Source organism: Citrobacter sp. Cb031 (genome assembly GCF_030336725.1).
In the GTDB taxonomy this organism is placed as follows: Bacteria; Pseudomonadota; Gammaproteobacteria; order Enterobacterales; family Enterobacteriaceae; genus Citrobacter; species Citrobacter braakii.
The window spans coordinates 148,779-170,679 of sequence record NZ_JAOWDA010000033.1; the positions used below are offsets into that span (position 1 = coordinate 148,779).

The following is a 21,901-nucleotide window of genomic DNA, read 5'->3' on the forward strand; positions in this document are numbered from 1 at the left end:
TTAACTGTTTGATAATCAAACTTAAACTCCAGGATCTGCATCTATGAGGTATACGGTAGCCTTAACCGGTGGCATTGGCAGTGGTAAAAGTACCGTTGCAAATGCGTTCGCAGACCTCGGAATAAACGTCATTGATGCAGATATTATTGCGCGCCAGGTGGTTGAACCCGGTACCCCAGCCCTTAAGGCGATCGAAGAACATTTTGGTACCGAAGTTATAGCTACCGACGGATCGTTGCAGCGACGCATTTTACGCGAACGCATTTTTTCCAGTCCTGAGGAGAAAAGCTGGCTGAATGCCCTGCTCCATCCGCTTATTCAGCAGGAAACGCAGCGCCAGTTTCAGCAAGCAACCTCCCCTTATCTGTTGTGGGTTGTACCTTTGCTGGTGGAAAATTCGCTGTATAAAAAAGCCAACCGCGTACTCGTGGTGGATGTTACCCCCGAGACACAGCTCAGACGCACTATGCAGCGCGATGACGTCACGCGTGAGCATGTTGAACAAATTCTTGCTGCCCAAGCAACGCGCGAAGCGCGTCTGGCCGTGGCAGACGATGTTATTGATAATAATGGCGCACCGGAGGCCATCGCCTCGGATGTCGCCCACCTGCACGCGCTCTATCTGCAATGCGCGTTGCAGTTTGTCTCACAGGAAAAACCGTAATGCACACCCAGGTCCTTTTTGAACACCCTCTCAATGAGAAGATGCGTACATGGCTGCGCATTGAGTTTTTAATCCAACAGCTCTCCGTTAATGTACCCATAGCGGACCATGCAGGCGCACTGCATTTTTTCCGCAACATCGGGGACTTACTGGATGTATTTGAACGCGGCGAAGTCCGTACCGAACTCCTCAAAGAGCTGGAAAGACAACAGCGTAAACTCCAGGCCTGGGTTGAAGTTCCCGGCGTCGATCAAAACAGGATCGACGCATTGCGCCAGCAGTTAAAAAGCGCGGGCAGCATTCTGATTTCAGCTCCGCGTATTGGACAGACGCTGCGCGAAGATCGTCTGATTGGCCTTGTACGTCAGCGTTTAAGCATTCCTGGCGGATGCTGCAGCTTCGATCTGCCGACCCTGCATATTTGGTTACATCTACCGCAGTCGCATCGCGACGCGCAGGTTGAAACATGGCTTGCAAGTCTGAATCCGCTCAATCAGGCACTGTCGCTGGTGCTGGATTTAATTCGCAACTCTGCGCCATTCCGTAAGCAAACCAGCTTGAATGGTTTTTATCAGGACAACGGCGAAGATGCCGATCTGCTTCGCTTGCAGCTGCCGCTTGATTCGCAGCTTTATCCGCAAATTTCTGGTCATAAGAGCCGCTTTGCTATTCGCTTTATGCCGCTGGATAGCGAGAATGGCCAGGTGCCTGAGCGTCTCGATTTTGATCTGGCGTGCTGTTAAGGAGTCAACATGTCTGAACAAACCATCGTCAACTGCCCAACCTGCGGCAAACCCGTAGTGTGGGGTGAAGTCAGCCCGTTTCGCCCATTCTGCAGCAAGCGCTGCCAGTTAATCGATCTGGGTGAGTGGGCCGCAGAAGAGAAACGTATCCCAAGCTCTGGTGATCTGTCGGAAAACGACGACTGGAGTGAAGAGCAGAAGTAATTCAGCTAAAACGTAGGGCGGGCAAGCGTAGCGACCCCGCCCTAATTTGCCGGATGGTGGGGTTGCCTAATCCGGCCTACGAACACCTTTATCCAGCAATCAGCTTTTCAATTACCGGCGCATTCGCAGGCGGAAAATCTTCTGCATTCAGAGCATCTTGCGCAATCCACTGCGCCGGTTGCCCCTCTTTCCCCCACGGTTCGCCTTCCCAGCTTTCAACCAGCCAGAACCACAGAGTGATATGCCGGTCCGGAAACTGGTACTCCAGCTTTTCGAACAGTGAGCTTTGAGTCGGCGTAATGCCTACTTCTTCCTGTAACTCGCGAATCAGCGCCTGCTCCGGCGTTTCGCCTGCTTCAATTTTCCCGCCGGGGAACTCCAGCTTATTTGCCATGTGGGCATCAGCCGCACGCTGGGTTATAAAAATTTCATGGTGCTGGTTGCGAATAATCCCGACGGCGATCTGCAGTATTTTCATCTTTATAGTCCATAAAAAAGGCGCAGAATTCTGCGCCTTTTCAGTAAGTTATTTTCTTAGCTCAGACGGCCATGGCACTGTTTGTACTTTTTCCCGGAACCGCAAGGACACGGATCGTTACGGCCCACTTTACGATCGCCAGTTTGTGCTGCCAGCTCTTCTGCCGCGGCAGAATCGTCACCTTTATGGCTCAACTGCTGCATCTGCGCTAAACGTTCAGCGTCTTCACGACGTTGCTGCTCCATCGCTTCTACTTCTTCAGGCATACGTACCTGAACTTTGCTCAGGGTGCTGATCACTTCGTACTTCAGTGATTCCAGCATTGATGCAAACATAGAGAAGGATTCACGCTTGTATTCCTGCTTCGGATCTTTTTGCGCATAACCACGCAGGTGGATACCCTGACGCAGGTAATCCATCGCCGCAAGGTGCTCTTTCCACAGAGAATCGAGAGTTTGCAGCATCACGCCTTTTTCGAAGTGACGCATCATCTCCGCGCCCACAACTTCTTCTTTACGCTGATAAACTTCGATGGCGTTTGCCAGAATACGTTCGCGCAGCGTTTCCTCATGCAGCTCAGGCTCTTTATCCAGCCACTCTGAAATAGGCATTTCCAGATCGAAGTCGTTTTTCAGACGTTCCTGCAGACCCGGGATATCCCACATTTCTTCCAGAGACTGCGGCGGAATATAGGCATCAATTGTCGCTTTGAAGACATCCTCACGGATGCTATTAATGGTTTCGCTAACGTCAGTTACGTCCAGCAGTTCGTTACGCTGGGTGTAGATTGCGCGACGCTGGTCATTGGCAACGTCATCATATTCCAGCAATTGCTTACGAATATCGAAGTTGCGGCTTTCTACTTTACGCTGCGCGTTTGCAATCGCTTTAGTCACCCACGGGTGTTCAATCGCTTCACCAGGCTTCATGCCCAGTTTACGCATCATGCCGGACACGCGGTCAGAAGCAAAAATACGCATCAGCGCATCTTCCATCGACAGATAGAAACGAGAAGACCCCGCATCCCCCTGACGACCAGAACGACCACGCAGCTGGTTATCTATACGACGAGATTCGTGACGCTCGGTACCGATAATATGTAAACCACCTGCTGCTAATACCGCATCATGGCGAACCTGCCACTCGGCTTTGATCTGCGCGATTTGTTCTGGAGTCGGGTCCTCCAGCTCGGCAATTTCCGCCTGCCAGCTACCACCCAGCACGATATCGGTACCACGACCTGCCATGTTTGTCGCGATAGTCACTGCGGACGGATAACCCGCCTGGGCGACGATTGCGGCTTCGTTGGCGTGGAACTTGGCGTTCAGAACGTTGTGTTTGATACCCGCCTTGTTCAGCTCGTTAGAAACCACTTCCGATTTTTCAATAGAGATAGTACCAACCAGCACCGGCTGGCCATTTGCGGTACGCTCTTTAATATCTTCAATGATCGCCTGAATTTTTTCCGCTTCAGTCATGTACACCAGATCCGGTAAATCCTTACGGATCATCGGGCGGTTGGTCGGCACAACCACGGTATCCAGTTTGTAGATGGAGCTGAATTCAAAGGCTTCAGTGTCTGCTGTACCGGTCATACCGGCCAGTTTTTCGTACAAACGGAAGTAGTTCTGGAAGGTAATGGATGCCAGCGTCTGGTTCTCGTTTTGGATATCTACGCCTTCTTTGGCTTCAACAGCCTGGTGCAGACCATCGGACCAGCGGCGGCCCTGCATAGTACGACCGGTGTGTTCGTCGACGATGATAACTTCGCCGTCTTTCACGATATAGTCAACGTCGCGGGTAAACAACACGTGCGCGCGCAGTGCAGCAGTCACGTGGTGCATCAGCATAATGTTGCCCGGAGAGTACAGCGATTCGCCCTCATCCATGATGCCTTCGTTAACCAACAGCTCTTCAATCAGTACCAGACCACGTTCGGTCAGGTTGACCTGGCGCGCTTTCTCATCAACAGAGAAGTGGCCTTCCCCCTGGAACGTGTCGGAATCGTCCTTCTCCTGACGAATCAGGTGCGGGATGATTTTGTTCACTTTTTTATACATTTCCGAGCTGTCTTCAGCCGGACCGGAAATGATCAGCGGCGTACGCGCTTCATCGATCAGGATGGAGTCGACTTCATCGACCAGCGCATAGTGCAGTTTACGCTGAACGCGCTCTTCCGGGCTAAACGCCATGTTGTCGCGCAGGTAGTCAAAGCCGTATTCGTTGTTGGTACCGTAAGTAATATCGGCATTGTAGGCTTCACGCTTGGCTGGCGCAGGCAGGCCAGACATGTTGATACCCACGGTCATGCCGAGGAATTCAAACAGCGGGCGGTTATTTTCGGCGTCACGCTGAGCCAGGTAGTCGTTCACGGTAACCACGTGTACACCCTTCCCGCTTAAGGCGTTCAGGTAGGCTGGCAGCGTTGCGGTCAGGGTTTTACCTTCACCGGTACGCATTTCCGCGATGCAGCGATCGTTAAGCACCATACCACCCAGCAGCTGTACGTCGAAATGACGCATGCCGAACACACGCTTACTCGCTTCGCGGACCACCGCGAACGCTTCCGGGATCAGGCTTTCAACGCTGGCGCCTTTTTCCAGACGGGCGCGGAATTCAGCGGTCTTCGCTTTCAGTTCATCATCGGAGAGTTTTTCCATCTCCGGTTCCATTGCATTGATGACATTGACCACTTTACGCATACGACGCAGCGTACGCTCGTTACGGCTACCGAATACTTTTGTTAATAATTTGATTAGCATAATAAAATCTCAAACGCCCCGCGGTGCGGAGTCAAAAATTATAAGTTGGAAGGTTCTTTTTTAGCTGAGGCGTTGAGGGCCAGCGCGGATACCCTGCAACTGGCTGATCCAGACCGGAACGCTAAATGCGGCCTGAGAGGTAAAATGGGCATATGTCACGCGACTCACGGTCGCGGGCGGTCTGCCTTCTTGCGTCAGCATCGCGCTGAGCGTATTCAGTAACGCAAGATGGTGCGCCTGGATTGGCAACGGCTCTTCGGCAACAGGCAGCGCCTGAGGAGCCATAGCAAAAGAAAGATGGCGAATGACCGTACGAATGGCATGCTGATGCCAGTAGTCAACGGTAAAATTCGGGCGGCGATTGGTCGCCTCCAGCAAAGCAAGCTGGCTAAAGTTAACTTTGGCAGATTGATCGTGATTGCTGGCGGTCGCCTTCGCGGGAGTATTAGGTTCAGCAGCATTACCGAGCGCAGGCAGGCCAAAACTAGCCGCGACCATCCCCAACAGGAGATGCGGCCAGAAGTACCGTCTGCCTAACTGTCGCCAGCGCGTCAGTATTCCACTCACGTTATTGCCACCTGATATACCCTGCGTTTGGGGTTACAAATGCAAAACCATTTTTTTGCGCATAAATATTACCATTAAAGCGTACGCTCCACAGCAGTAATGACAGCAAGTCGCGGGTAAATATGCTTAAGAAAGCAGCGATCGAACGGTGTTTTAATCTGTTGGTGGGGAAAAAGTCGCTTCAGATAAGGTGGTTTTGCAATCGAAAGATAAAAAAACGACTGGCTCACCTGGCCGGAGAGAGTGCCAGATTTACCAGTCGAATTTATGCGACAGCGTATGTCGTTATGCCAGTACAGTCGAAGGTGCTTTGAACGCCAACGGCAGTTCTGCATCGTCCTGGAAGGTCACATATTCCCAGGCTTCCTGTTTTGCCAGGACTGCCTGCAATAGTTTGTTATTCAGAGCATGACCGGATTTATACGCGGTGAATGCACCAATAATGTTGTGACCACACATGAACAAGTCACCAATCGCGTCGAGCATTTTGTGACGAACGAATTCGTCTTCAAAACGCAGGCCGTCTTCGTTCAATACGCGATAATCGTCAACAACGATGGCACAATCGAAGCTGCCGCCCAGGCACAGGCCGCGGGACTGCAGATATTCGATATCACGCATGAAGCCGAAAGTACGCGCGCGGCTGATCTGGCGCATGAACGCATCCGCAGAGAAGTTCATCGCGTAGCGCTGCGTGCTGGAGTCGATCGCCGGATGGTTAAAGTCGATAGTGAAATCCAACGTAAAACCATTATACGGCTTAAACTCAGCCCACTTATCGCCATCTTCGACACGAACGGTCTCTTTGATGCGAACAAATTTTTTGGCGCTGCTCAGTTCTTCAATACCTGCATCAAGCAGCAGGTAAACGAACGGAGCGGCACTGCCATCCATAATCGGGATTTCCGGGGCATTAACTTCAATAACGATGTTATCGATACCTAAGCCCGCCAGAGCAGCATTAAGGTGCTCTACGGTTGAAATCCGCACATCATGCTCATTGACCAGACACGTACAGAGCATGGTATCACGCACAGATTTGGCATCGGCCGGGAAATCTACCGGAGGATTCAAGTCGGTGCGACGATAGATGACCCCGGTGTTGGCCGGCGCAGGGCGTAATGTCAGGGTGACTTTTTTGCCGGTATGCAAACCGACGCCAGTCGCCTGAACGATACGTTTAAGAGTCCTTTGTTTGATCATCGTATAATCTCGCCAAATTACCTATCCAACCGAAGTGTACTATACATTCGGTGGGCCAGTTTAGCACAAAGAGCCACAATTCCCAAATTCCAGCTAATTCTTAATCAGCTTGCTTACGCAGGAATGCAGGGATATCCAGATAATCCGGCTCTTTCGTGGTTTGCGGCGTATTGTCGTTAACCACTTTCGCTACCGGTTTCTGCTCTTGCGTCAACGGCGCCATACCGTGCTGCTGGTAACGATCCATTACCGGCTGCTGTACCTGTTTGTTGGTCACCAGAGTGATTTCAGGACGCTTGTCCATACCAATTCCAGTCGCAACAACGGTCACGCGCAGTTCGTCGTTCATATCCGGGTCCAGAGAGGTACCGATAACCACAGTTGCGTTATCCGATGCAAAGGCACGAATCGTGTTACCCACGGTTTCGAACTCATCCAGACGCAGGTCGAAGCCCGCAGTAATGTTAACCAGCACGCCGCGTGCGCCGGACAGATCGATATCTTCCAGCAGCGGAGAAGAGATAGCCATTTCAGCCGCTTCTTCTGCACGGTCTTCACCGCTCGCCACGCCAGACCCCATCATCGCGTAGCCCATTTCGGACATCACGGTGCGCACGTCTGCAAAGTCGACGTTCATCAGGCCTGGACGAGTAATCAGTTCAGCGATACCCTGGACTGCGCCTTTCAGCACGTCGTTCGCTGCGCCAAATGCATCCAGCAGGGAGATACCACGGCCCAGTACTTTCAGCAGCTTGTCGTTAGGGATAGTGATCAGAGAGTCCACGTGTTTGGACAGCTCGGTGATACCCTGCTCCGCGAATGCCATACGCTTCTTGCCTTCAAAGTTGAAAGGCTTAGTCACGACAGCAACGGTCAGAATACCTAAATCTTTTGCGACTTCAGCTACCACTGGCGCTGCACCGGTACCGGTACCGCCGCCCATGCCAGCTGCGATAAACACCATGTCTGCACCGTCAAGCGCTGCGCGCAGAGCTTCGCGATCTTCGTCTGCCGCATTACGACCGACTTCCGGGTTTGCACCCGCGCCCAGACCTTTGGTGATGCCGCTACCAATCTGAATGGTCTGTCCAACCGCCGTTTTACGCAACGCCTGAGCGTCGGTATTCACCGCGAAGAATTCAACACCTTCGATGCGCTCACGCACCATGTGTTCAACGGCATTACCGCCGCCGCCACCGACGCCGATGACTTTAATCACCGCGTCGTTGGTTAGTTCCATAGGTTCAAACATAGTTTCTCTCTCCGTTTTACACTTCATCCTTCAAGCCGCCTCTTTGTTGGCTGCCTTCACTCACTCCCGTGACATAGTAAACTATGCTCCAGGAGATTCGCTCAGTTGCCGCCGCGATGCAACTTGAATGACTTTGTGTAGTGCCTGTCGCCTGAGACCGTTAATTTGCGTCGGTCTCTTTAAAAATTAAAACTCTTTACGTAACCAGCTATTCAGTCGCTTGATCCACGATCCGACCGAGGCAGTTACGCGCTTTTCCACTTCAGCCTCACCACTTAAATGGGATTCTTTCCCGTAGTGCAGCAGCCCCACCGCCGTTGAATAATACGGCTCCTGGGCATAATCCGTCAGACCGGTAATATTCAGCGGTGCGCCAATACGTACTTGTGTATGGAACACGCGCTGTGCGCAGGCCGCAAGACCTTCAATTTGCGCAGCACCGCCGGTTAACACAATCCCCGCCGCCAGATGATGTTTCACACCCTGTTGGCGAAGCTGTTCTTGTAATTGCAAAATTTCTTCGTTTACCAGGTTGAGCAGCTCGGTATAACGCGGCTCAATGACCTCTGCCAGAGTCTGACGTTGCAGGCTACGCGGCGGACGACCACCAACGCTTGGCACTTCAACGCTCTCGTCTTTACCCACGATGGAACCCAGTGCGCAGCCATGACGCACTTTGATGGCTTCAGCATCGCTCGGCGGCGTACCAAAGGCATACGCGATATCGCTGGTCACGACATTCCCTGCATAAGGGATAACTTTAGTGTGGCGCAACGCCCCGCCAGTATAAACGGCGATGTCCATTGTACCACCACCAATATCCACCACGCAGACACCCAGTTCACGTTCATCTTCCGTCAATACGGAATAACTGGCTGCCAACCCGGCAAAAATCAGTTGGTCAACTTTCAGACCACAACGTTCAACGGCTTTGACAATATTCTTCGCCATGTCGTTGTGGCAGGTAATAAGGTGGACTTTTGCCTGCATACGCACACCGGAAAGACCGACCGGATTTTTGATACCTTCCTGGTAGTCGATGGCGTATTCCTGCGGGATGACGTGCAGAACACGATGTTCATCGCGAACGCGTACGGATTTTGCCGTATGTACCACGTTTTCCACATCTTCCTGCGTCACTTCCTCTTCGGAAATGGGCACCATACCAATTTCATTCTGACAGCTAATATGTTTACCGGAAAGCGCCAGATACACTGAAGAGATCTGGCAATCTGCCATCAGTTCAGCCTGGTCAATGGCGCGCTGTACGCACTTCACCACTGACTCAAGGTCATTCACCCCGCCTTTATCCATACCTCGCGATGGGCAACTGCCCACGCCAATGATATTGACCATACCGTCGGGCAGAACTTCCCCTACTAAAGCGGCTACCTTCGCGGTGCCAATCTCCAGTCCAACTACCAGTTTTCTGTCCGTCGCCTTGATCATTGTTGTTCTGCCTGTGCCTGATTCTGTTGCTGATTAGATTCCTCAGGAGGCAAGGGAACCCAGCCTACTGCCGCTCCTGAGTCATAACGCAAATCAACGTAGCTAATCCGTTTGCCATCGGTTTGCGCCTGCTGCTGTAAAACCGGGTAGAGTTCCACAAAGCGAGCCAAACGTTTTATCGTATCGCCCCTGCCCAGATTCAGCTTAATATCGTTATTCAGCGTCAACTGCCAGGAACGACGAGCGGTCATTGCCGCTTCCTTCAGGGTGAATCTGTCCTTAGCCAGCACCTGCCCCATATCGCGGAACCCTTGCAGCACTTCACTTGCGCTGCCTTCCGGTCCGTACAACATAGGTAATACCTGCTTATTAGCCCGACCGGTTGGGACACTGAAGGTATTTCCTTCAGCATCCACCATATGTTGGTCATTCCAACGCGCTATTGGCACATATTCAACCAGATGAATCTTCAATTCATCAGGCCATTGCTTTCTGACGCTCGCCTGTTTGATCCAGGGGAGGCGTTCAATCTGGCTCTGGATGATGTTCACATCCTGAGTCATAAATGTTCCCGGAGCGCCCAGCGCCAGGATGGACTGACGGATATCATCATTGCGCGTGTAATGCCGTTCACCGGTTAACACCAGTTTTGACAATGGCAGGCGCTGCGCATCTTCCATCCATCCCAACACTACCCAGCCGCTGACAAACACGGTGCACAGCACTGTCAGCAGGAACAGTATTCCTGCAAGACGCGTTCCATTATTGCGGCGTGAGGAGTTTACTTCTTCTTCATCACCGTTTCGCGTGTTCAGCGCAGCCTGCGACATATCAGTCCGCCAACTCCAGAATTCTTACCACCAACTGCGAGAAGCTCAGGCCCGCCTGACGCGCCGCCATCGGCACCAGACTGTGGCTGGTCATACCCGGAGAGGTATTCGCTTCCAGCAGATAAAACTGGCCATCGCTGTCAAGCATGACGTCAATGCGACCCCAACCTTTACAGCCCAATGCAGTCCACGCTTTCAGGACTAATTCCTGTAAAAAGGCTTCTTGTTCGACTTCCAGACCAGCAGGGCAGAAATATTGTGTCTCATCAGAGAGATACTTCGCCTCATAATCATAGAAGGTTCCCGCGGGTTGGATACGTATTGACGGTAAAATTTCTTCGCCAAGTATCGCAACTGTAAATTCCGGGCCACTGAGCCATTTTTCAATCAGTACTTCTTCATCATGCTGAAAAGCCAATGCTAATGCACCCTGCAAAGCATTTTCTTCTTCAACTTTTGACATCCCTACGCTGGAACCTTCACGGCTTGGCTTTACAATCAGCGGCAAGCCTAACGCAGAAATTTTTGTAACTGCTTCATCGCTAAGACCTTTTTCGAACTCAGCGCGGGTCAGCGCAACCCATGGGGCGACGGGTAAACCTGCGCCCTGCCACAGCAGCTTGCTGCGCAGTTTGTCCATGGAAATCGCGGAAGCCATGACGCCGCTGCCGGTATACGGCAGGCCAATCAGCTCCAGCATGCCCTGCAATGTGCCATCTTCACCGCCACGACCATGCAGCGCAATAAACACCTTCTGAAACCCCATAGATTTCAGAAGAGTGACATCGACCTCTTTAGGGTCAACCGGATGGGCATCTACACCACCTTCGCGTAACCCTGCCAATACGGCCGCGCCTGAATTCAGCGATACTTCACGCTCAGCGGAGGTTCCCCCTAACAGGACCGCGATTTTATCAGCCATGTTGTTCTTCCTCCGGGTTTTGCGGCTTCAGTTTGATTTCAGCTAAGGAACGCGCGATTTTGCCGATATTTCCAGCGCCCTGCACCAAAATCAGATCGTTGCCGGTTAATACGGGTGCCAGCATTTCTGCCACCTGGGCCGGGTCGGATACCAGAATCGGATCGATCTTACCGCGGCCACGAATCGTACGGCACAACGAGCGGCTGTCGGCACCCGGAATCGCAGCTTCGCCCGCGGCATACACATCCAGCATCAACAGCGCATCGACCTGGGTCAGCACGTTGGCAAAGTCGTCGTACAGATCGCGAGTACGCGTAAACCGGTGCGGCTGGAACAGCATCACCAGGTTTTTGTCCGGCCACCCCGCGCGCGCGGCTTTAATCGTAGCGTCCACTTCCGTTGGGTGGTGGCCATAATCATCAACCAGCATCGCGGTCCCGGCTTTACCGTTCACCGGCTCAAGCGGGAATTCGCCGAGGAAGTCAAAACGACGTCCGGTACCCTGGAAACTTTCCAGCGCGCGCAGAATAGCGTCGTCTTCAATACCTTCTTCCGTCGCGACCGCCACTGCCGCCGCCGCGTTCAGTGCATTGTGACGACCCGGCGCGTTTAACGTAACACGTAAATCGGCCATCCCCTGACGCACCAGCGTGAAGTGCCCTTGTGGACCAATCTGCTGGTAATCTTCAACGCGCACATCGGCATCATCACTGAAACCATAGGTTGTGGTTTGACGGCCAACTCGCGGTAACAGTTCGCGGATCACCGGATCGTCAACGCACATCACCGCACGGCCATAAAACGGCAAGTTATGCAGGAAATTAATAAACGTCTGCTTTAAATTTTCGAAGTCGCCATGGTAGGTATCCATGTGGTCAGCTTCGATATTGGTGACAATCGCCACCATCGGCTGCAAATGCAGGAACGACGCGTCGCTCTCGTCTGCTTCGGCAATCAAATAACGGCTATGACCCAGGCGTGCATGCACGCCTGCGGCCTTCACCAGACCGCCGTTGACAAAAGTGGGATCCAGACCCGCTTCTGCGTAGATGCTGGAGACCATTGCCGTGGTCGTGGTTTTACCGTGCGTCCCGGCAATAGCGATACCGTGACGAAAACGCATTAACTCCGCCAGCATTTCAGCACGACGAATCACCGGAATACGTGCTTCATGCGCTGCAACAATTTCCGGGTTATCCGCAGAAATAGCGCTGGATACCACCACCACGCTCGCATCGCGCACGTTTTCCGGGCGATGGTTGAAGAAAATCGTGGCACCCAGATTCGTCAACTGCTGCGTCACAGGATTCGGCGCTAAGTCAGAACCGCTGATCTGATAACCTTCATTGGCCAAAACTTCGGCAATACCGCCCATACCAGCACCACCGATGCCGACAAAGTGAATGTGCCGAACGCGACGCATTTCGGGCACGATGGAACGCAGTTTTGCCAGTTGTTGTGTATTCATTCTTTAGCCATTAACTTCTTAGTTCATGCGATGCAAAAGGCATCACCACAATTACGCCCGGGCAGCCCGGCTCACTTCATTTGCAACGCGCTCTGTGGCATCCGGTATGGATGCGGCGCGCGCACGTTCTGCCATGGTTAATAACGTTTCTCGCGACCACCCGGCAAGGGTGCTGGCGACGGCATCCACAGTAAACTGCGGCTGCTCCAGAATTTTGGCGGCGCCCGCTTTCTCCAGCGGCAGCGCATTCCAATACTGCTGTCTGTCTTTGTGCTGGAACGGCACAAACAGCGCAGGCAAACCTGCGGCGGCAATTTCGCTCACCGTCAGCGCGCCTGAGCGACAAACCACGACATCAGCCCACGCGTAGGCCGCTGCCATATCATCAATAAACTCAGTGACCTTGTGCTGCGGTTGTCCCGCGTCGGCATACGCCTGTTCAACGGTCTGCTGCGCGCCTTTGCCGCTCTGATGCCAGATAGTCACCGCGCCGCCAAGCTTTGCGGCAACCTGCGGCATCGTCTGGTTCAGTACGCGTGCGCCCTGAGATCCCCCGACGACCAATACACGAACCGGACCTTCACGCCCGGCCAGACGCACTTTTGGCAACGGCAGCGCCAGCACGTCAGTGCGCACCGGGTTGCCCACCACTTCCGCATTCGGGAAAGCGCCAGGAAAAGCCTGCATCACCGTAGTAGCAATCTTCGCCAGCCATTTGTTAGTTAATCCCGCAATGCCGTTCTGCTCATGCAGTACAACCGGAATACCTAATGACCAGGCCGCCAGACCGCCAGGGCCAGACACGTAGCCGCCCATACCCAGCACCACATCGGGTTTAAACTGCTTCATGATGGCGCGCGCCTGACGCCAGGCATTAAAAATACGCACAGGTGCGGCAAGCAGCGCATTGACGCCTTTACCACGCAAACCGGAGATACGAATAAAGTCAATTTCAATGCCGTGTTTCGGCACTAAGTCCGCTTCCATACGATCGGCGGTGCCCAGCCAACGAACCTGCCAGCCCTGGGCCATTAAATGGTGCGCGACCGCCAGCCCCGGGAACACATGCCCGCCGGTACCGCCTGCCATCACCATTAACCGCTTCGGTTGACCACTCATCGTGCACCTCGTGTAAACGCCTGGGCTTTTTCCAGACGCGTTTCATAATCAATACGTAACAAAAACATGATGGCCGTCGACATAATCAACAAACTTGAACCACCATAACTGATCAGCGGCAGCGTCAGACCTTTGGTTGGCAGCATACCCGCCGCCGCACCGACGTTTACCAGTGCCTGGAAGCTAAACCAGATCCCGATTGAGCAGGCTAAAAAGCCTGAAAAACGGTGGTCAATTTCCAACGCCTTACGGCCAATCGACATCGCGCGAAAAGCGACGAAGAATACCATTAAAAGTGCCAATACCACACCGATATAACCCAGCTCTTCCCCAATGATGGCGAAGATGAAGTCGGTGTGCGCTTCTGGTAAATACTCCAGTTTTTGGACTGAATTACCTAAGCCCTGCCCCCAAACCTCACCGCGACCAAAGGCCATCAGGGATTGCGTCAGCTGGTAGCCACTGCCGAACGGATCTTCCCATGGGTTCCAGAAGGAGGTTACGCGGCGAATACGATACGGTTCGGCAAGGATCAGCAGCACGACCGCCGAAATCCCCATGCCGATGATGGCGATGAACTGCCACAGTTTCGCTCCGGCGAGAAACAGCATCGCCAGGGTAGTGACGAACAGCACCACCACCGTACCAAGGTCAGGCTGTGCCAGCAGTAAAATAGCCAGCACCAGAATTACGCCCATCGGTTTTAAGAAACCGCGCAAGTTGTTACGCACTTCATCAACTTTACGCACCAGGTAGTTGGCGAGGTAACAGAACAGCGACAGCTTGGTAAATTCCGCAGGCTGAATACGCAGCGGCCCCAGCGCAATCCAGCGCGACGCCCCGTTAACGGAGCTACCCACCACCAGCACAATCAGCAGCATGATGATCGAGGCTATCAGCATCGTCGTACTGTACTTTTGCCAGAACTCCATCGGCAGACGCAGCGTCACCATCGCCAGGCAGAAGGCGAGGAAGATGTACAGTGCATCACGCTTAGCAAACAGGAAAGGATCGCCCGCCAGACGTTGTCCAACGGGCATCGATGCCGATGTCACCATCACAAAACCGATCGCTGCCAGACCAAAGGTCAACCACAGCAGCATGCGGTCATACATGATCAGGCTGTCCGCGTCTTTATCACGCGAAGCCATCACCCAGCCTTTAAGTGCCGCGAAGACCCACGCCAGGATACCCAGTCCCGGTAAGCGCGGCATTCTCAGACGAGGGAGAGATAAGCGCATCAACCCAACTCCTTCGCCAGGCGGGTAAAGACGTCACCACGTTGCTCAAAGTTCTTGAACTGGTCGAGGCTGGCGCAGGCGGGCGACAGCAGCACCATATCGCCCGACTTCACGCGCGGTGCGAGCAGACGCATTGCCTGCTCCATGGTTTCAGTTTGTTCCGTAACGTCAGGTCGCAGAGCGGCAAGCTGCGCGCCATCGCGACCAAAGCAATACAGACGAATGTTGTCGCCGGTCAGGTATCGTTGCAGCGGCGTAAAGTCAGCGGATTTCCCGTCTCCCCCCAGCAACAGGTGCAACGTACCGTCAACGTGCAGGCCATTCAGCGCGGCTTCAGTGCTGCCGACGTTGGTGGCTTTAGAATCGTTAATCCAGCGCACGCCGTTGTGCTCAAGCACAGTCTGGAAACGATGCGCCAGACCGGTAAACGTGGTCAGCGCTTTAAGGCTCGACGCCCGCGGCAGACCTGCGGCATCAGCCAGCGCCAGCGCAGCCAGGGCGTTGGTATAGTTATGCTGACCGGAAAGCGTCATCTCTTTCACGTTAAGGACTTTTTCACCCTTCACTCGCAGCCAGGTTTCGCCCTGCTGACGGTTCAGGTGATAGTCACCCATGTTGATGCCAAAGCTCACGCAACGCTCATCCGCCCCGCGGACCGGCATGGTCAGCGCATCATCAGCGTTGACCACACACACTTTCGCGTTTTCATAGACGCGCAGTTTGGCCGCACGGTACTGCTGCAAGCCAAACGGATATCTGTCCATATGGTCTTCGGTGACGTTCAAAATGGTAGCGGCTACGGCTTGTAAGCTGGAGGTCGTTTCCAGTTGGAAGCTCGACAGTTCCAGAACATACAGCTCACGTTCGTCATCCAGCAGCATCAGCGCGGGCAGGCCAATATTACCGCCAACCCCCACGTTCACACCGGCCGCTTTCGCCATCTCACCTACCAGCGTAGTGACTGTGCTTTTCCCGTTGGAACCGGTGATCGCGACGATCGGTGCCTGTGCTTCGCGACAGAACAGCTCAATGTCGCCGACAATTTCAATTCCCGCATCGGCGGCAGCGCTCAACGAAGGATGCGCCAGGGCAATACCAGGGCTGGCGACAATAAGATCAGCGGCCAGCAGCCAGTCATCATTCAGGCTGCCAACATGACGCTCAACCGCTTCCGGTAATTTGTCCAGGCCCGGCGGCGTCGCGCGGGTATCCATTACGCGCGGCGTCACGCCACGCGCCAGGAAGAAATCCACGCAGGACAGCCCGGTCAAACCCAGACCGATAATGACGACTTTTTTACCCTGGTAATCAGCCATGATTAACGTACCTTCAGCGTTGCCAGGCCAATCAGCACCAGCATCAGCGAAATAATCCAGAAGCGTACAATTACGCGCGGTTCCGGCCAGCCTTTCAGTTCATAGTGATGGTGGATCGGCGCCATACGGAAGATGCGCTGTCCGCGCAGCTTAAAGGAGCCAACCTGCAAAATGACCGACAGTGTTTCTACGACGAATACACCGCCCATGATCACCAGCAGGAACTCCTGACGCAGGAGCACGGCAATAATGCCCAGCGCGCCGCCCAGCGCCAGCGATCCGACGTCGCCCATAAAGACCTGCGCCGGATAGGTGTTAAACCACAAGAAGCCTAACCCCGCACCGACAATTGCCGTACAGACGATCACCAATTCGCCGGCATGACGTAAATAGGGAATATGCAGATAGTTGGCGAAGTTCATGTTACCGGTCGCCCACGCTACCAACGCAAAACCTGCGGCCACAAACACGGTCGGCATAATCGCCAGACCATCCAGACCATCGGTGAGGTTGACCGCGTTGCCAGTACCCACAATCACGAAGTACGCCAGCAGCACGTAGAACAGCCCCAACTGCGGCATCACGTCTTTAAAGAACGGCACCACCAGCTCAGTGGCCGGGGTATCTTTACCAGCCAGATACAGGGCAAAGGCCACGCCCAGCGCAATCACCGACATCCAGAAGTATTTCCAGCGCGCGATCAGGCCCTTGGTGTCTTTGCGTACCACTTTGCGGTAGTCATCGACAAAACCGATAATGCCGTAACCGACCAATACCACCAGCACGCACCATACGTACGGGTTCGACGGGTATGCCCACAGCAGTACGGAGATAACAATCGCGGTGAGGATCATAATCCCGCCCATGGTCGGCGTACCGCGTTTACTGAAGTGTGATTCCGGACCGTCGTTACGCACGACCTGTCCAAAGGACATTTTTTGCAAGCGGGCGATCATGCGCGGGCCCATCCACAAAGAGATGAACAGCGCGGTCAGCAGGCTGACGATGGCGCGAAACGTCAGATAGGAAAAGACGTTAAAGCCGGAATAATATTTGACCAAATGTTCGGCCAGCCAAACTAACATGTCCCATTCTCCTGTAATGCGCGTACTACCTCTTCCATGGCGGCACTACGTGAACCCTTCACTAAAATCGTCATAATCTGATGTTCTGCAATCAGCGCCTTAAGATGCGCGGTCAACGCGGTTTTATCCGCAAAATGCTCACCCGCACCGCTGGCATGGCTAATTGCCTGACTCAGTTTCCCTGTACTCAGCACACGGTCGATACCTGCAGCCTTCGCAGCGTCACCCACCTGCACGTGGCATGCTTCGCTTTCCGCGCCAAGCTCTGCCATATCGCCAACGACCAGCACGCGGTAGCCCGGCATCTCGGACAGCACGTTTACCGCTGCGGTCATTGACCCGACATTTGCGTTATAGGAGTCATCCAGCAGTAGCTGATTTTCTGCCAGTTGAATCGGGAACAGACGCCCCGGTACCGCTTGCAGCTCCTTCAGACCCGCTTTAATCGCTTCGTGCGTCGCGCCTACCGCCATAGAGAGCGCAGCCGCCGCCAGGGCGTTAGCAATGTTGTGACGACCCGGCAGCGGCAGCAGAACATCAATGCTTCCGGTTGGCGTTTGCAGAGAAAACTCTGTGCCGTGTGAAGTCACATGAACATTGGCCGCCGAAAAGTCGCTGTTGGCCGCATTCGGGGAGAAGCGCCAGACTTTGCGATCGCCGATAATGCTCTGCCAGTTCAGCCAGTCGTTATTGTCGGCATTCATAATGGCGATTCCGTTCGCTGGCAGGCCGGTAAAAATCTCACCTTTTGCCTTCGCAACACCCGCCAGTGAACCAAAGCCTTCCAGATGCGCGGCTGCCAGGTTGTTCACCAGCGCCGCTTCCGGACGCGTCAGGCCAACGGTCCAGGCGATTTCGCCCTGATGATTAGCGCCAAGCTCAATCACGGCATAGTCGTAATCGTTGTTTAAGCGCAACAGCGTCATCGGTACGCCGATGTCGTTATTCAGGTTGCCCGCGGTATATAAGGTGTTGCCACACTGACTCAGAATGGATGCGGTCATCTCTTTGACAGACGTTTTACCGGAAGAGCCGGTCAGCGCGACAACGCGCGCCGGAACCTGAGCGCGTACCCATGCCGCCAGTTCACCAAACGCCAGACGTGTATCTTTAACAATCAGCTGCGGCAGGTTGGTGTCCAACGGACGGCTGACCAGCAGCGCACCCGCCCCGCTCTCTTGCGCCTTGTCTGCGAAATCGTGGGCATCAAAGCGTTCGCCTTTCAGCGCGACAAACAGGCAGCCCGGCGTAACTTTACGCGTATCGGTTGTCACCGCATCAAGAGTCAGATCGGCTCCTTTCAGTTCGCCACGGAGGATCTCCGCCAGTTGGCTGAGCGTTACGCTAATCATGCGATTACTCCCAGCAGACGCGCTGCCGTAACGCGGTCAGAATAGTCGAGGCGCTGCGAGCCAACGATCTGGTAGTCTTCGTGACCTTTCCCGGCCACCAGCACCACGTCGTTTTCTTTCGCCTGCATAATGGCGTTTGTCACAGCCTCTGCGCGACCTTCCATCACTTTCGCCTGTCCGGCATCCAGCATACCCGCCAGAATGTCGTTAATAATGGCGCGCGGCTCTTCGGTACGCGGGTTGTCATCGGTCACCACGACAACATCAGCAAACTGCTCGGCAATCGCGCCCATCAACGGACGTTTGCCTTTGTCGCGATCGCCGCCGCAGCCAAAGACGCACCACAGTTTGCCAGTACAGTGCAGACGTGCCGCCTGCAGCGCTTTTTCCAGCGCATCTGGCGTATGGGCATAATCAACCACAACGGTGGTTTTACCCGGCGCGCTGAACACTTCCATGCGCCCACAAACCGGCTGTAATTGTGTCGCCGTTTTCAGTAAATCAGCTAACGGATATCCCAACGCCAGCAGCGTTGCCAGCGCCAACAGCAGATTGCTGACGTTAAACGCGCCCATCAGGCGACTTTCAATTTTGCCGTCACCCCATGAGGAGGTAAAACGAATCGTTGCCCCGCTGTCGTGATAATTCACGTCAATCGCCTTTAACCAACGACCGTGACAGTTCGGGTTGATGTGGTCTTCCATCGATACGGCAACCGCATCCGGAAGTTTGGCCAACCAGCGACGACCGACTTCATCATCCGCATTAACGATGGCCTGGCCGCAATGGTGCGTGGAATACAGCAGCCATTTTGCGGCTTCGTAATGTTCCATGTCGCCGTGGTAATCAAGATGGTCACGACTTAAGTTAGTAAATACTGATGCGGCAAACTTCAGCGCCGCCACGCGATGCTGAACCAGACCGTGTGAAGACACTTCCATCGCGCCAACCGTTGCGCCTTGTGCAACCAGCCCTGCCAGCACATGCTGGACATCTACGGCTGAACCGGTGGTATTTTCCGTCGGGATCACTTTGCCCAGCAGGCCATTGCCGACTGTTCCCATCACCGCGCTGGTTTCACCAAGCAGTTGGCTCCACTGTGCCAGCAATTGGGTGGTGGTGGTTTTACCGTTGGTCCCGGTCACGCCGACCAGTCGCATTTTTTCAGAAGGCTCGTGGTAAAAGCGGCCCGCCAGTGCAGATAAACGTTCGTTAAGCTGACTGAGATAGATAACTGGAACGCCGTGCATTTCACGGATTTCACCGTCAGTAGCTTCATCTTTTGCTTCTGCAATAATGGCAGCCACACCTTGCGCTATCGCCTGCGGGATATACCGACGCCCGTCCGCCTGATGACCCAATACTGCGACAAAGAGATCGCCCGATGCAGCCATACGGCTGTCGAGCGTCATCTCCCGCAGTGCTCGCTCCGGTGCACCCGGCACCCATGGAGCAAGAAGGTCGCGCAAATTACGATCTGCCACCTGTTGCCTCGCCTTGATTATTCACAAATTCATTTTTATCGCCCGTTGTCAGCGCATCCGGCTCGATGTTCATGGTGCGCAGTACGCCGCCCATGATGGCACCAAAGACCGGCGCGGAAACGGCGCCACCGTAGTATTTACCCGCCTGCGGATCGTTGATAACAACAACCAGCGCGAAGCGCGGCTGACTCGCAGGCGCAACGCCTGCGGTATAAGCAATGTATTTGTTGATGTAGCGGCCATCCGGCCCTACTTTCTTCGCCGTACCGGTTTTAATGGCGATACGATAGCCTTTAATCGCCGCCTTCACGCCGCCGCCGCCGGGCAGCGCCACGCTTTCCATCATGTGCACTACGGTACGCACGGTTGATTCCGGGAAGATACGCTCGCCCGGAACAGGAGGGTCAACCTTGGTGATCGACAGTGGCCGATAAACGCCATAGCTGCCGATCGTTGCATAGACTCGCGCTAACTGTAACGGCGTTACCATTAGCCCATAGCCGAAAGAGAAGGTGGCCCTCTCTATGTCAGACCACCGTTGTTTTTGAGGATATAAGCCACTGCGTTCTCCGACCAACCCCAAATTGGTCGCTTTTCCCAGCCCAAAACGTGAGTAAGTGTCTACTAACGCTGAGGACGGCATCGCTAACGCCAGCTTGGAAACACCGACGTTACTCGACTTCTGCAAAACCCCGGTGAGGGTCAATTCGCTATAACGCGCCACGTCTTTAATTTCGTGGCCATTAATTCGGTAAGGGATAGTGTTAAGTACGGTATTTTCGCGAACCACGCCACGCTGCAGCGCCGTCATCACCACCATCGGTTTGACAGTGGAACCCGGTTCAAACACGTCGGTAATCGTACGGTTACGCATCGCATCCTTCGGCGTACCGGTGAGATTGTTCGGGTTGTAGGACGGGCTGTTGGCCATCGCCAGCACTTCACCGGTGTTCACATCCACCAGTACCGCACTGCCTGACTCCGCCTTGTTAAACGCCACGGCGTTATTCAGTTCGCGGTAGACCAGCGCCTGTAAACGCTCATCGATACTTAGCGCAAGGTTATGCGCCGCCTGGCTGTCGGTTGAGGAAATATCCTCAATGACGCGGCCATAACGGTCTTTACGTACAATACGTTCGCCCGGTTGCCCGGTGAGCCATTTGTCGAAGCTCTTCTCAACGCCTTCAATCCCCTGGCTGTCGACGTTAGTAAAGCCGATAAGGTGAGCGGTCACTTCTCCGGAAGGATAGTAACGGCGGGATTCTTCGCGCAGGTGAATGCCTGGCAGCTTCAGTTTTTTGATGTAGTCAGCCATGTCAGGGTTTACCTGACGCGCCAGATAGATAAAGCGCCCTTTCGGGTTGGCGTTAATGCGGGAAGCCAGTTGATCGAGCGGGAGATTCAGCGCGGTCGACAGCGCTCTCCAGCGTTCACCAACGCTTACGCCGCCTGCGTCATGCACCTCTTTGGGGTCGGCCCAAATCGCCTTAACCGGAACGCTCACCGCCAGCGGACGACCTGAACGGTCGGTAATCATCCCGCGCGATGTGGACACTTCCTGTACGCGCAGAGAGCGCATGTCGCCCTGACGCACCAGCATGTCTGGCGCGATGATTTGCAGCCAGGCAACGCGCCCCAGCAGAAAACCCAGTGCCAGCAAAATACAGCCGCACAGTAACGCAAAACGCCAACTGATAAAGTTGGCTTGTTCTTCCTGGCGTTTTGGCTTGTGCGTTTTTGCCGCTGCTTTCATGCGTCGCGT

The 21,901-nt window shown here is 54.2% G+C and carries 19 protein-coding genes; 3 read left to right on the plus strand and 16 right to left on the minus strand.

Features of this window, described 5'->3' with window-relative positions; genetic code table 11:
* Positions 1-43 precede the first annotated feature (43 nt).
* The 3 genes from coaE to yacG are packed head-to-tail and all read left to right on the plus strand — an operon-like array spanning position 44 to position 1,611.
* A complete protein-coding gene (coaE, locus tag OGV93_RS14415; protein ID WP_269519367.1) occupies positions 44-664 on the plus strand; it encodes a dephospho-CoA kinase in 621 nt (206 codons plus the stop codon).
* The gene (gene zapD / locus OGV93_RS14420; RefSeq protein ID WP_016151705.1) at positions 664-1,407 is read left to right on the plus strand and encodes a cell division protein ZapD; all 744 of its coding nucleotides are present in this window, start codon (positions 664-666) and stop codon (positions 1,405-1,407) included. Before coaE ends, zapD begins: the two co-directional genes overlap by 1 nt.
* Before the next feature lie 9 nt (positions 1,408-1,416).
* Entirely contained in the window at positions 1,417-1,611 is a 195-nt protein-coding gene (gene yacG / locus OGV93_RS14425) for a DNA gyrase inhibitor YacG (protein ID WP_016151704.1), read from the plus strand.
* An 88-nt stretch (positions 1,612-1,699) separates the two neighbouring features.
* Here the strand turns inward: yacG and mutT are convergent, their stop codons facing one another.
* The 16 genes from mutT to ftsI form a co-directional block, all read right to left on the minus strand.
* Positions 1,700-2,089 carry an 8-oxo-dGTP diphosphatase MutT gene (mutT, locus tag OGV93_RS14430; protein WP_046275370.1) on the minus strand — a complete coding sequence of 130 codons (390 nt, stop codon included), beginning with the start codon at positions 2,087-2,089 and terminating at the stop codon, positions 1,700-1,702.
* A gap of 56 nt (positions 2,090-2,145) precedes the next feature.
* Positions 2,146-4,851, minus strand: coding sequence for a preprotein translocase subunit SecA (gene secA / locus OGV93_RS14435; protein WP_016151702.1), 2,706 nt, complete (start codon positions 4,849-4,851; stop codon positions 2,146-2,148).
* Positions 4,852-4,911: 60 nt separating this feature from the next.
* A complete protein-coding gene (secM, locus tag OGV93_RS14440) occupies positions 4,912-5,418 on the minus strand; it encodes a secA translation cis-regulator SecM (protein WP_029139762.1) in 507 nt (168 codons plus the stop codon).
* Between the two features lie 285 nt (positions 5,419-5,703).
* Complete coding sequence (gene lpxC, locus OGV93_RS14445; RefSeq protein WP_006686706.1) at positions 5,704-6,621, minus strand: UDP-3-O-acyl-N-acetylglucosamine deacetylase; 918 nt, start codon at positions 6,619-6,621, stop codon at positions 5,704-5,706.
* Positions 6,622-6,721: 100 nt separating this feature from the next.
* Complete coding sequence (gene ftsZ / locus OGV93_RS14450; RefSeq protein WP_003018753.1) at positions 6,722-7,873, minus strand: cell division protein FtsZ; 1,152 nt, start codon at positions 7,871-7,873, stop codon at positions 6,722-6,724.
* 186 nt (positions 7,874-8,059) lie between these two features.
* Positions 8,060-9,322, minus strand: a complete 1,263-nt coding sequence (gene ftsA, locus OGV93_RS14455; RefSeq protein ID WP_003018755.1) for a cell division protein FtsA — start codon at positions 9,320-9,322, stop codon at positions 8,060-8,062.
* Complete coding sequence (ftsQ, locus tag OGV93_RS14460) at positions 9,319-10,152, minus strand: cell division protein FtsQ (protein ID WP_003018758.1); 834 nt, start codon at positions 10,150-10,152, stop codon at positions 9,319-9,321. The genes ftsA and ftsQ overlap by 4 nt, the downstream gene beginning before the upstream one ends.
* Before the next feature lies 1 nt (position 10,153).
* Positions 10,154-11,074, minus strand: a complete 921-nt coding sequence (locus tag OGV93_RS14465; RefSeq protein ID WP_016151699.1) for a D-alanine--D-alanine ligase — start codon at positions 11,072-11,074, stop codon at positions 10,154-10,156.
* A complete protein-coding gene (gene murC / locus OGV93_RS14470; RefSeq protein ID WP_016151698.1) occupies positions 11,067-12,542 on the minus strand; it encodes a UDP-N-acetylmuramate--L-alanine ligase in 1,476 nt (491 codons plus the stop codon). The genes OGV93_RS14465 and murC overlap by 8 nt, the downstream gene beginning before the upstream one ends.
* 51 nt (positions 12,543-12,593) lie before the next feature.
* Complete coding sequence (murG, locus tag OGV93_RS14475) at positions 12,594-13,661, minus strand: undecaprenyldiphospho-muramoylpentapeptide beta-N-acetylglucosaminyltransferase (RefSeq protein WP_019078373.1); 1,068 nt, start codon at positions 13,659-13,661, stop codon at positions 12,594-12,596.
* The gene (gene ftsW, locus OGV93_RS14480) at positions 13,658-14,902 is read right to left on the minus strand and encodes a cell division protein FtsW (protein WP_016151696.1); all 1,245 of its coding nucleotides are present in this window, start codon (positions 14,900-14,902) and stop codon (positions 13,658-13,660) included. Before ftsW ends, murG begins: the two co-directional genes overlap by 4 nt.
* Positions 14,902-16,218: a UDP-N-acetylmuramoyl-L-alanine--D-glutamate ligase gene (gene murD / locus OGV93_RS14485; protein WP_016151695.1), complete on the minus strand. Its 1,317-nt coding sequence runs from the start codon at positions 16,216-16,218 to the stop codon at positions 14,902-14,904. The genes ftsW and murD overlap by 1 nt, the downstream gene beginning before the upstream one ends.
* Before the next feature lie 2 nt (positions 16,219-16,220).
* The gene (mraY, locus tag OGV93_RS14490; protein ID WP_016151694.1) at positions 16,221-17,303 is read right to left on the minus strand and encodes a phospho-N-acetylmuramoyl-pentapeptide-transferase; all 1,083 of its coding nucleotides are present in this window, start codon (positions 17,301-17,303) and stop codon (positions 16,221-16,223) included.
* Positions 17,297-18,655 (minus strand): UDP-N-acetylmuramoyl-tripeptide--D-alanyl-D-alanine ligase, encoded by a 1,359-nt coding sequence (murF, locus tag OGV93_RS14495; protein ID WP_080859372.1) that lies wholly within the window; start codon positions 18,653-18,655, stop codon positions 17,297-17,299. The genes mraY and murF overlap by 7 nt, the downstream gene beginning before the upstream one ends.
* Positions 18,652-20,139, minus strand: a complete 1,488-nt coding sequence (gene murE / locus OGV93_RS14500) for a UDP-N-acetylmuramoyl-L-alanyl-D-glutamate--2,6-diaminopimelate ligase (RefSeq protein WP_287109635.1) — start codon at positions 20,137-20,139, stop codon at positions 18,652-18,654. The genes murF and murE overlap by 4 nt, the downstream gene beginning before the upstream one ends.
* On the minus strand, positions 20,126-21,892 hold the full coding sequence (ftsI, locus tag OGV93_RS14505; protein ID WP_016151691.1) for a peptidoglycan glycosyltransferase FtsI: 1,767 nt from the start codon (positions 21,890-21,892) through the stop codon (positions 20,126-20,128). The genes murE and ftsI overlap by 14 nt, the downstream gene beginning before the upstream one ends.
* Positions 21,893-21,901 lie beyond the last annotated feature (9 nt).

What these genes read in the sequence shown, in the direction of transcription:
- ftsQ (WP_003018758.1), bottom strand. Translation starts at nt 10,152, where the DNA reads ATGTCGCAGGCTGCGCTGAACACGCGAAACGGTGATGAAGAAGAAGTA.
- OGV93_RS14465 (WP_016151699.1), bottom strand. Translation starts at nt 11,074, where the DNA reads ATGGCTGATAAAATCGCGGTCCTGTTAGGGGGAACCTCCGCTGAGCGT.
- ftsI (WP_016151691.1), bottom strand. Translation starts at nt 21,892, where the DNA reads ATGAAAGCAGCGGCAAAAACGCACAAGCCAAAACGCCAGGAAGAACAA.
- zapD (WP_016151705.1), top strand. Translation starts at nt 664, where the DNA reads ATGCACACCCAGGTCCTTTTTGAACACCCTCTCAATGAGAAGATGCGT.
- yacG (WP_016151704.1), top strand. Translation starts at nt 1,417, where the DNA reads ATGTCTGAACAAACCATCGTCAACTGCCCAACCTGCGGCAAACCCGTA.
- lpxC (WP_006686706.1), bottom strand. Translation starts at nt 6,621, where the DNA reads ATGATCAAACAAAGGACTCTTAAACGTATCGTTCAGGCGACTGGCGTC.
- murD (WP_016151695.1), bottom strand. Translation starts at nt 16,218, where the DNA reads ATGGCTGATTACCAGGGTAAAAAAGTCGTCATTATCGGTCTGGGTTTG.
- secA (WP_016151702.1), bottom strand. Translation starts at nt 4,851, where the DNA reads ATGCTAATCAAATTATTAACAAAAGTATTCGGTAGCCGTAACGAGCGT.
- murF (WP_080859372.1), bottom strand. Translation starts at nt 18,655, where the DNA reads ATGATTAGCGTAACGCTCAGCCAACTGGCGGAGATCCTCCGTGGCGAA.
- ftsW (WP_016151696.1), bottom strand. Translation starts at nt 14,902, where the DNA reads ATGCGCTTATCTCTCCCTCGTCTGAGAATGCCGCGCTTACCGGGACTG.
- murC (WP_016151698.1), bottom strand. Translation starts at nt 12,542, where the DNA reads ATGAATACACAACAACTGGCAAAACTGCGTTCCATCGTGCCCGAAATG.
- ftsA (WP_003018755.1), bottom strand. Translation starts at nt 9,322, where the DNA reads ATGATCAAGGCGACGGACAGAAAACTGGTAGTTGGACTGGAGATTGGC.
- coaE (WP_269519367.1), top strand. Translation starts at nt 44, where the DNA reads ATGAGGTATACGGTAGCCTTAACCGGTGGCATTGGCAGTGGTAAAAGT.
- mraY (WP_016151694.1), bottom strand. Translation starts at nt 17,303, where the DNA reads ATGTTAGTTTGGCTGGCCGAACATTTGGTCAAATATTATTCCGGCTTT.
- mutT (WP_046275370.1), bottom strand. Translation starts at nt 2,089, where the DNA reads ATGAAAATACTGCAGATCGCCGTCGGGATTATTCGCAACCAGCACCAT.
- ftsZ (WP_003018753.1), bottom strand. Translation starts at nt 7,873, where the DNA reads ATGTTTGAACCTATGGAACTAACCAACGACGCGGTGATTAAAGTCATC.
- murG (WP_019078373.1), bottom strand. Translation starts at nt 13,661, where the DNA reads ATGAGTGGTCAACCGAAGCGGTTAATGGTGATGGCAGGCGGTACCGGC.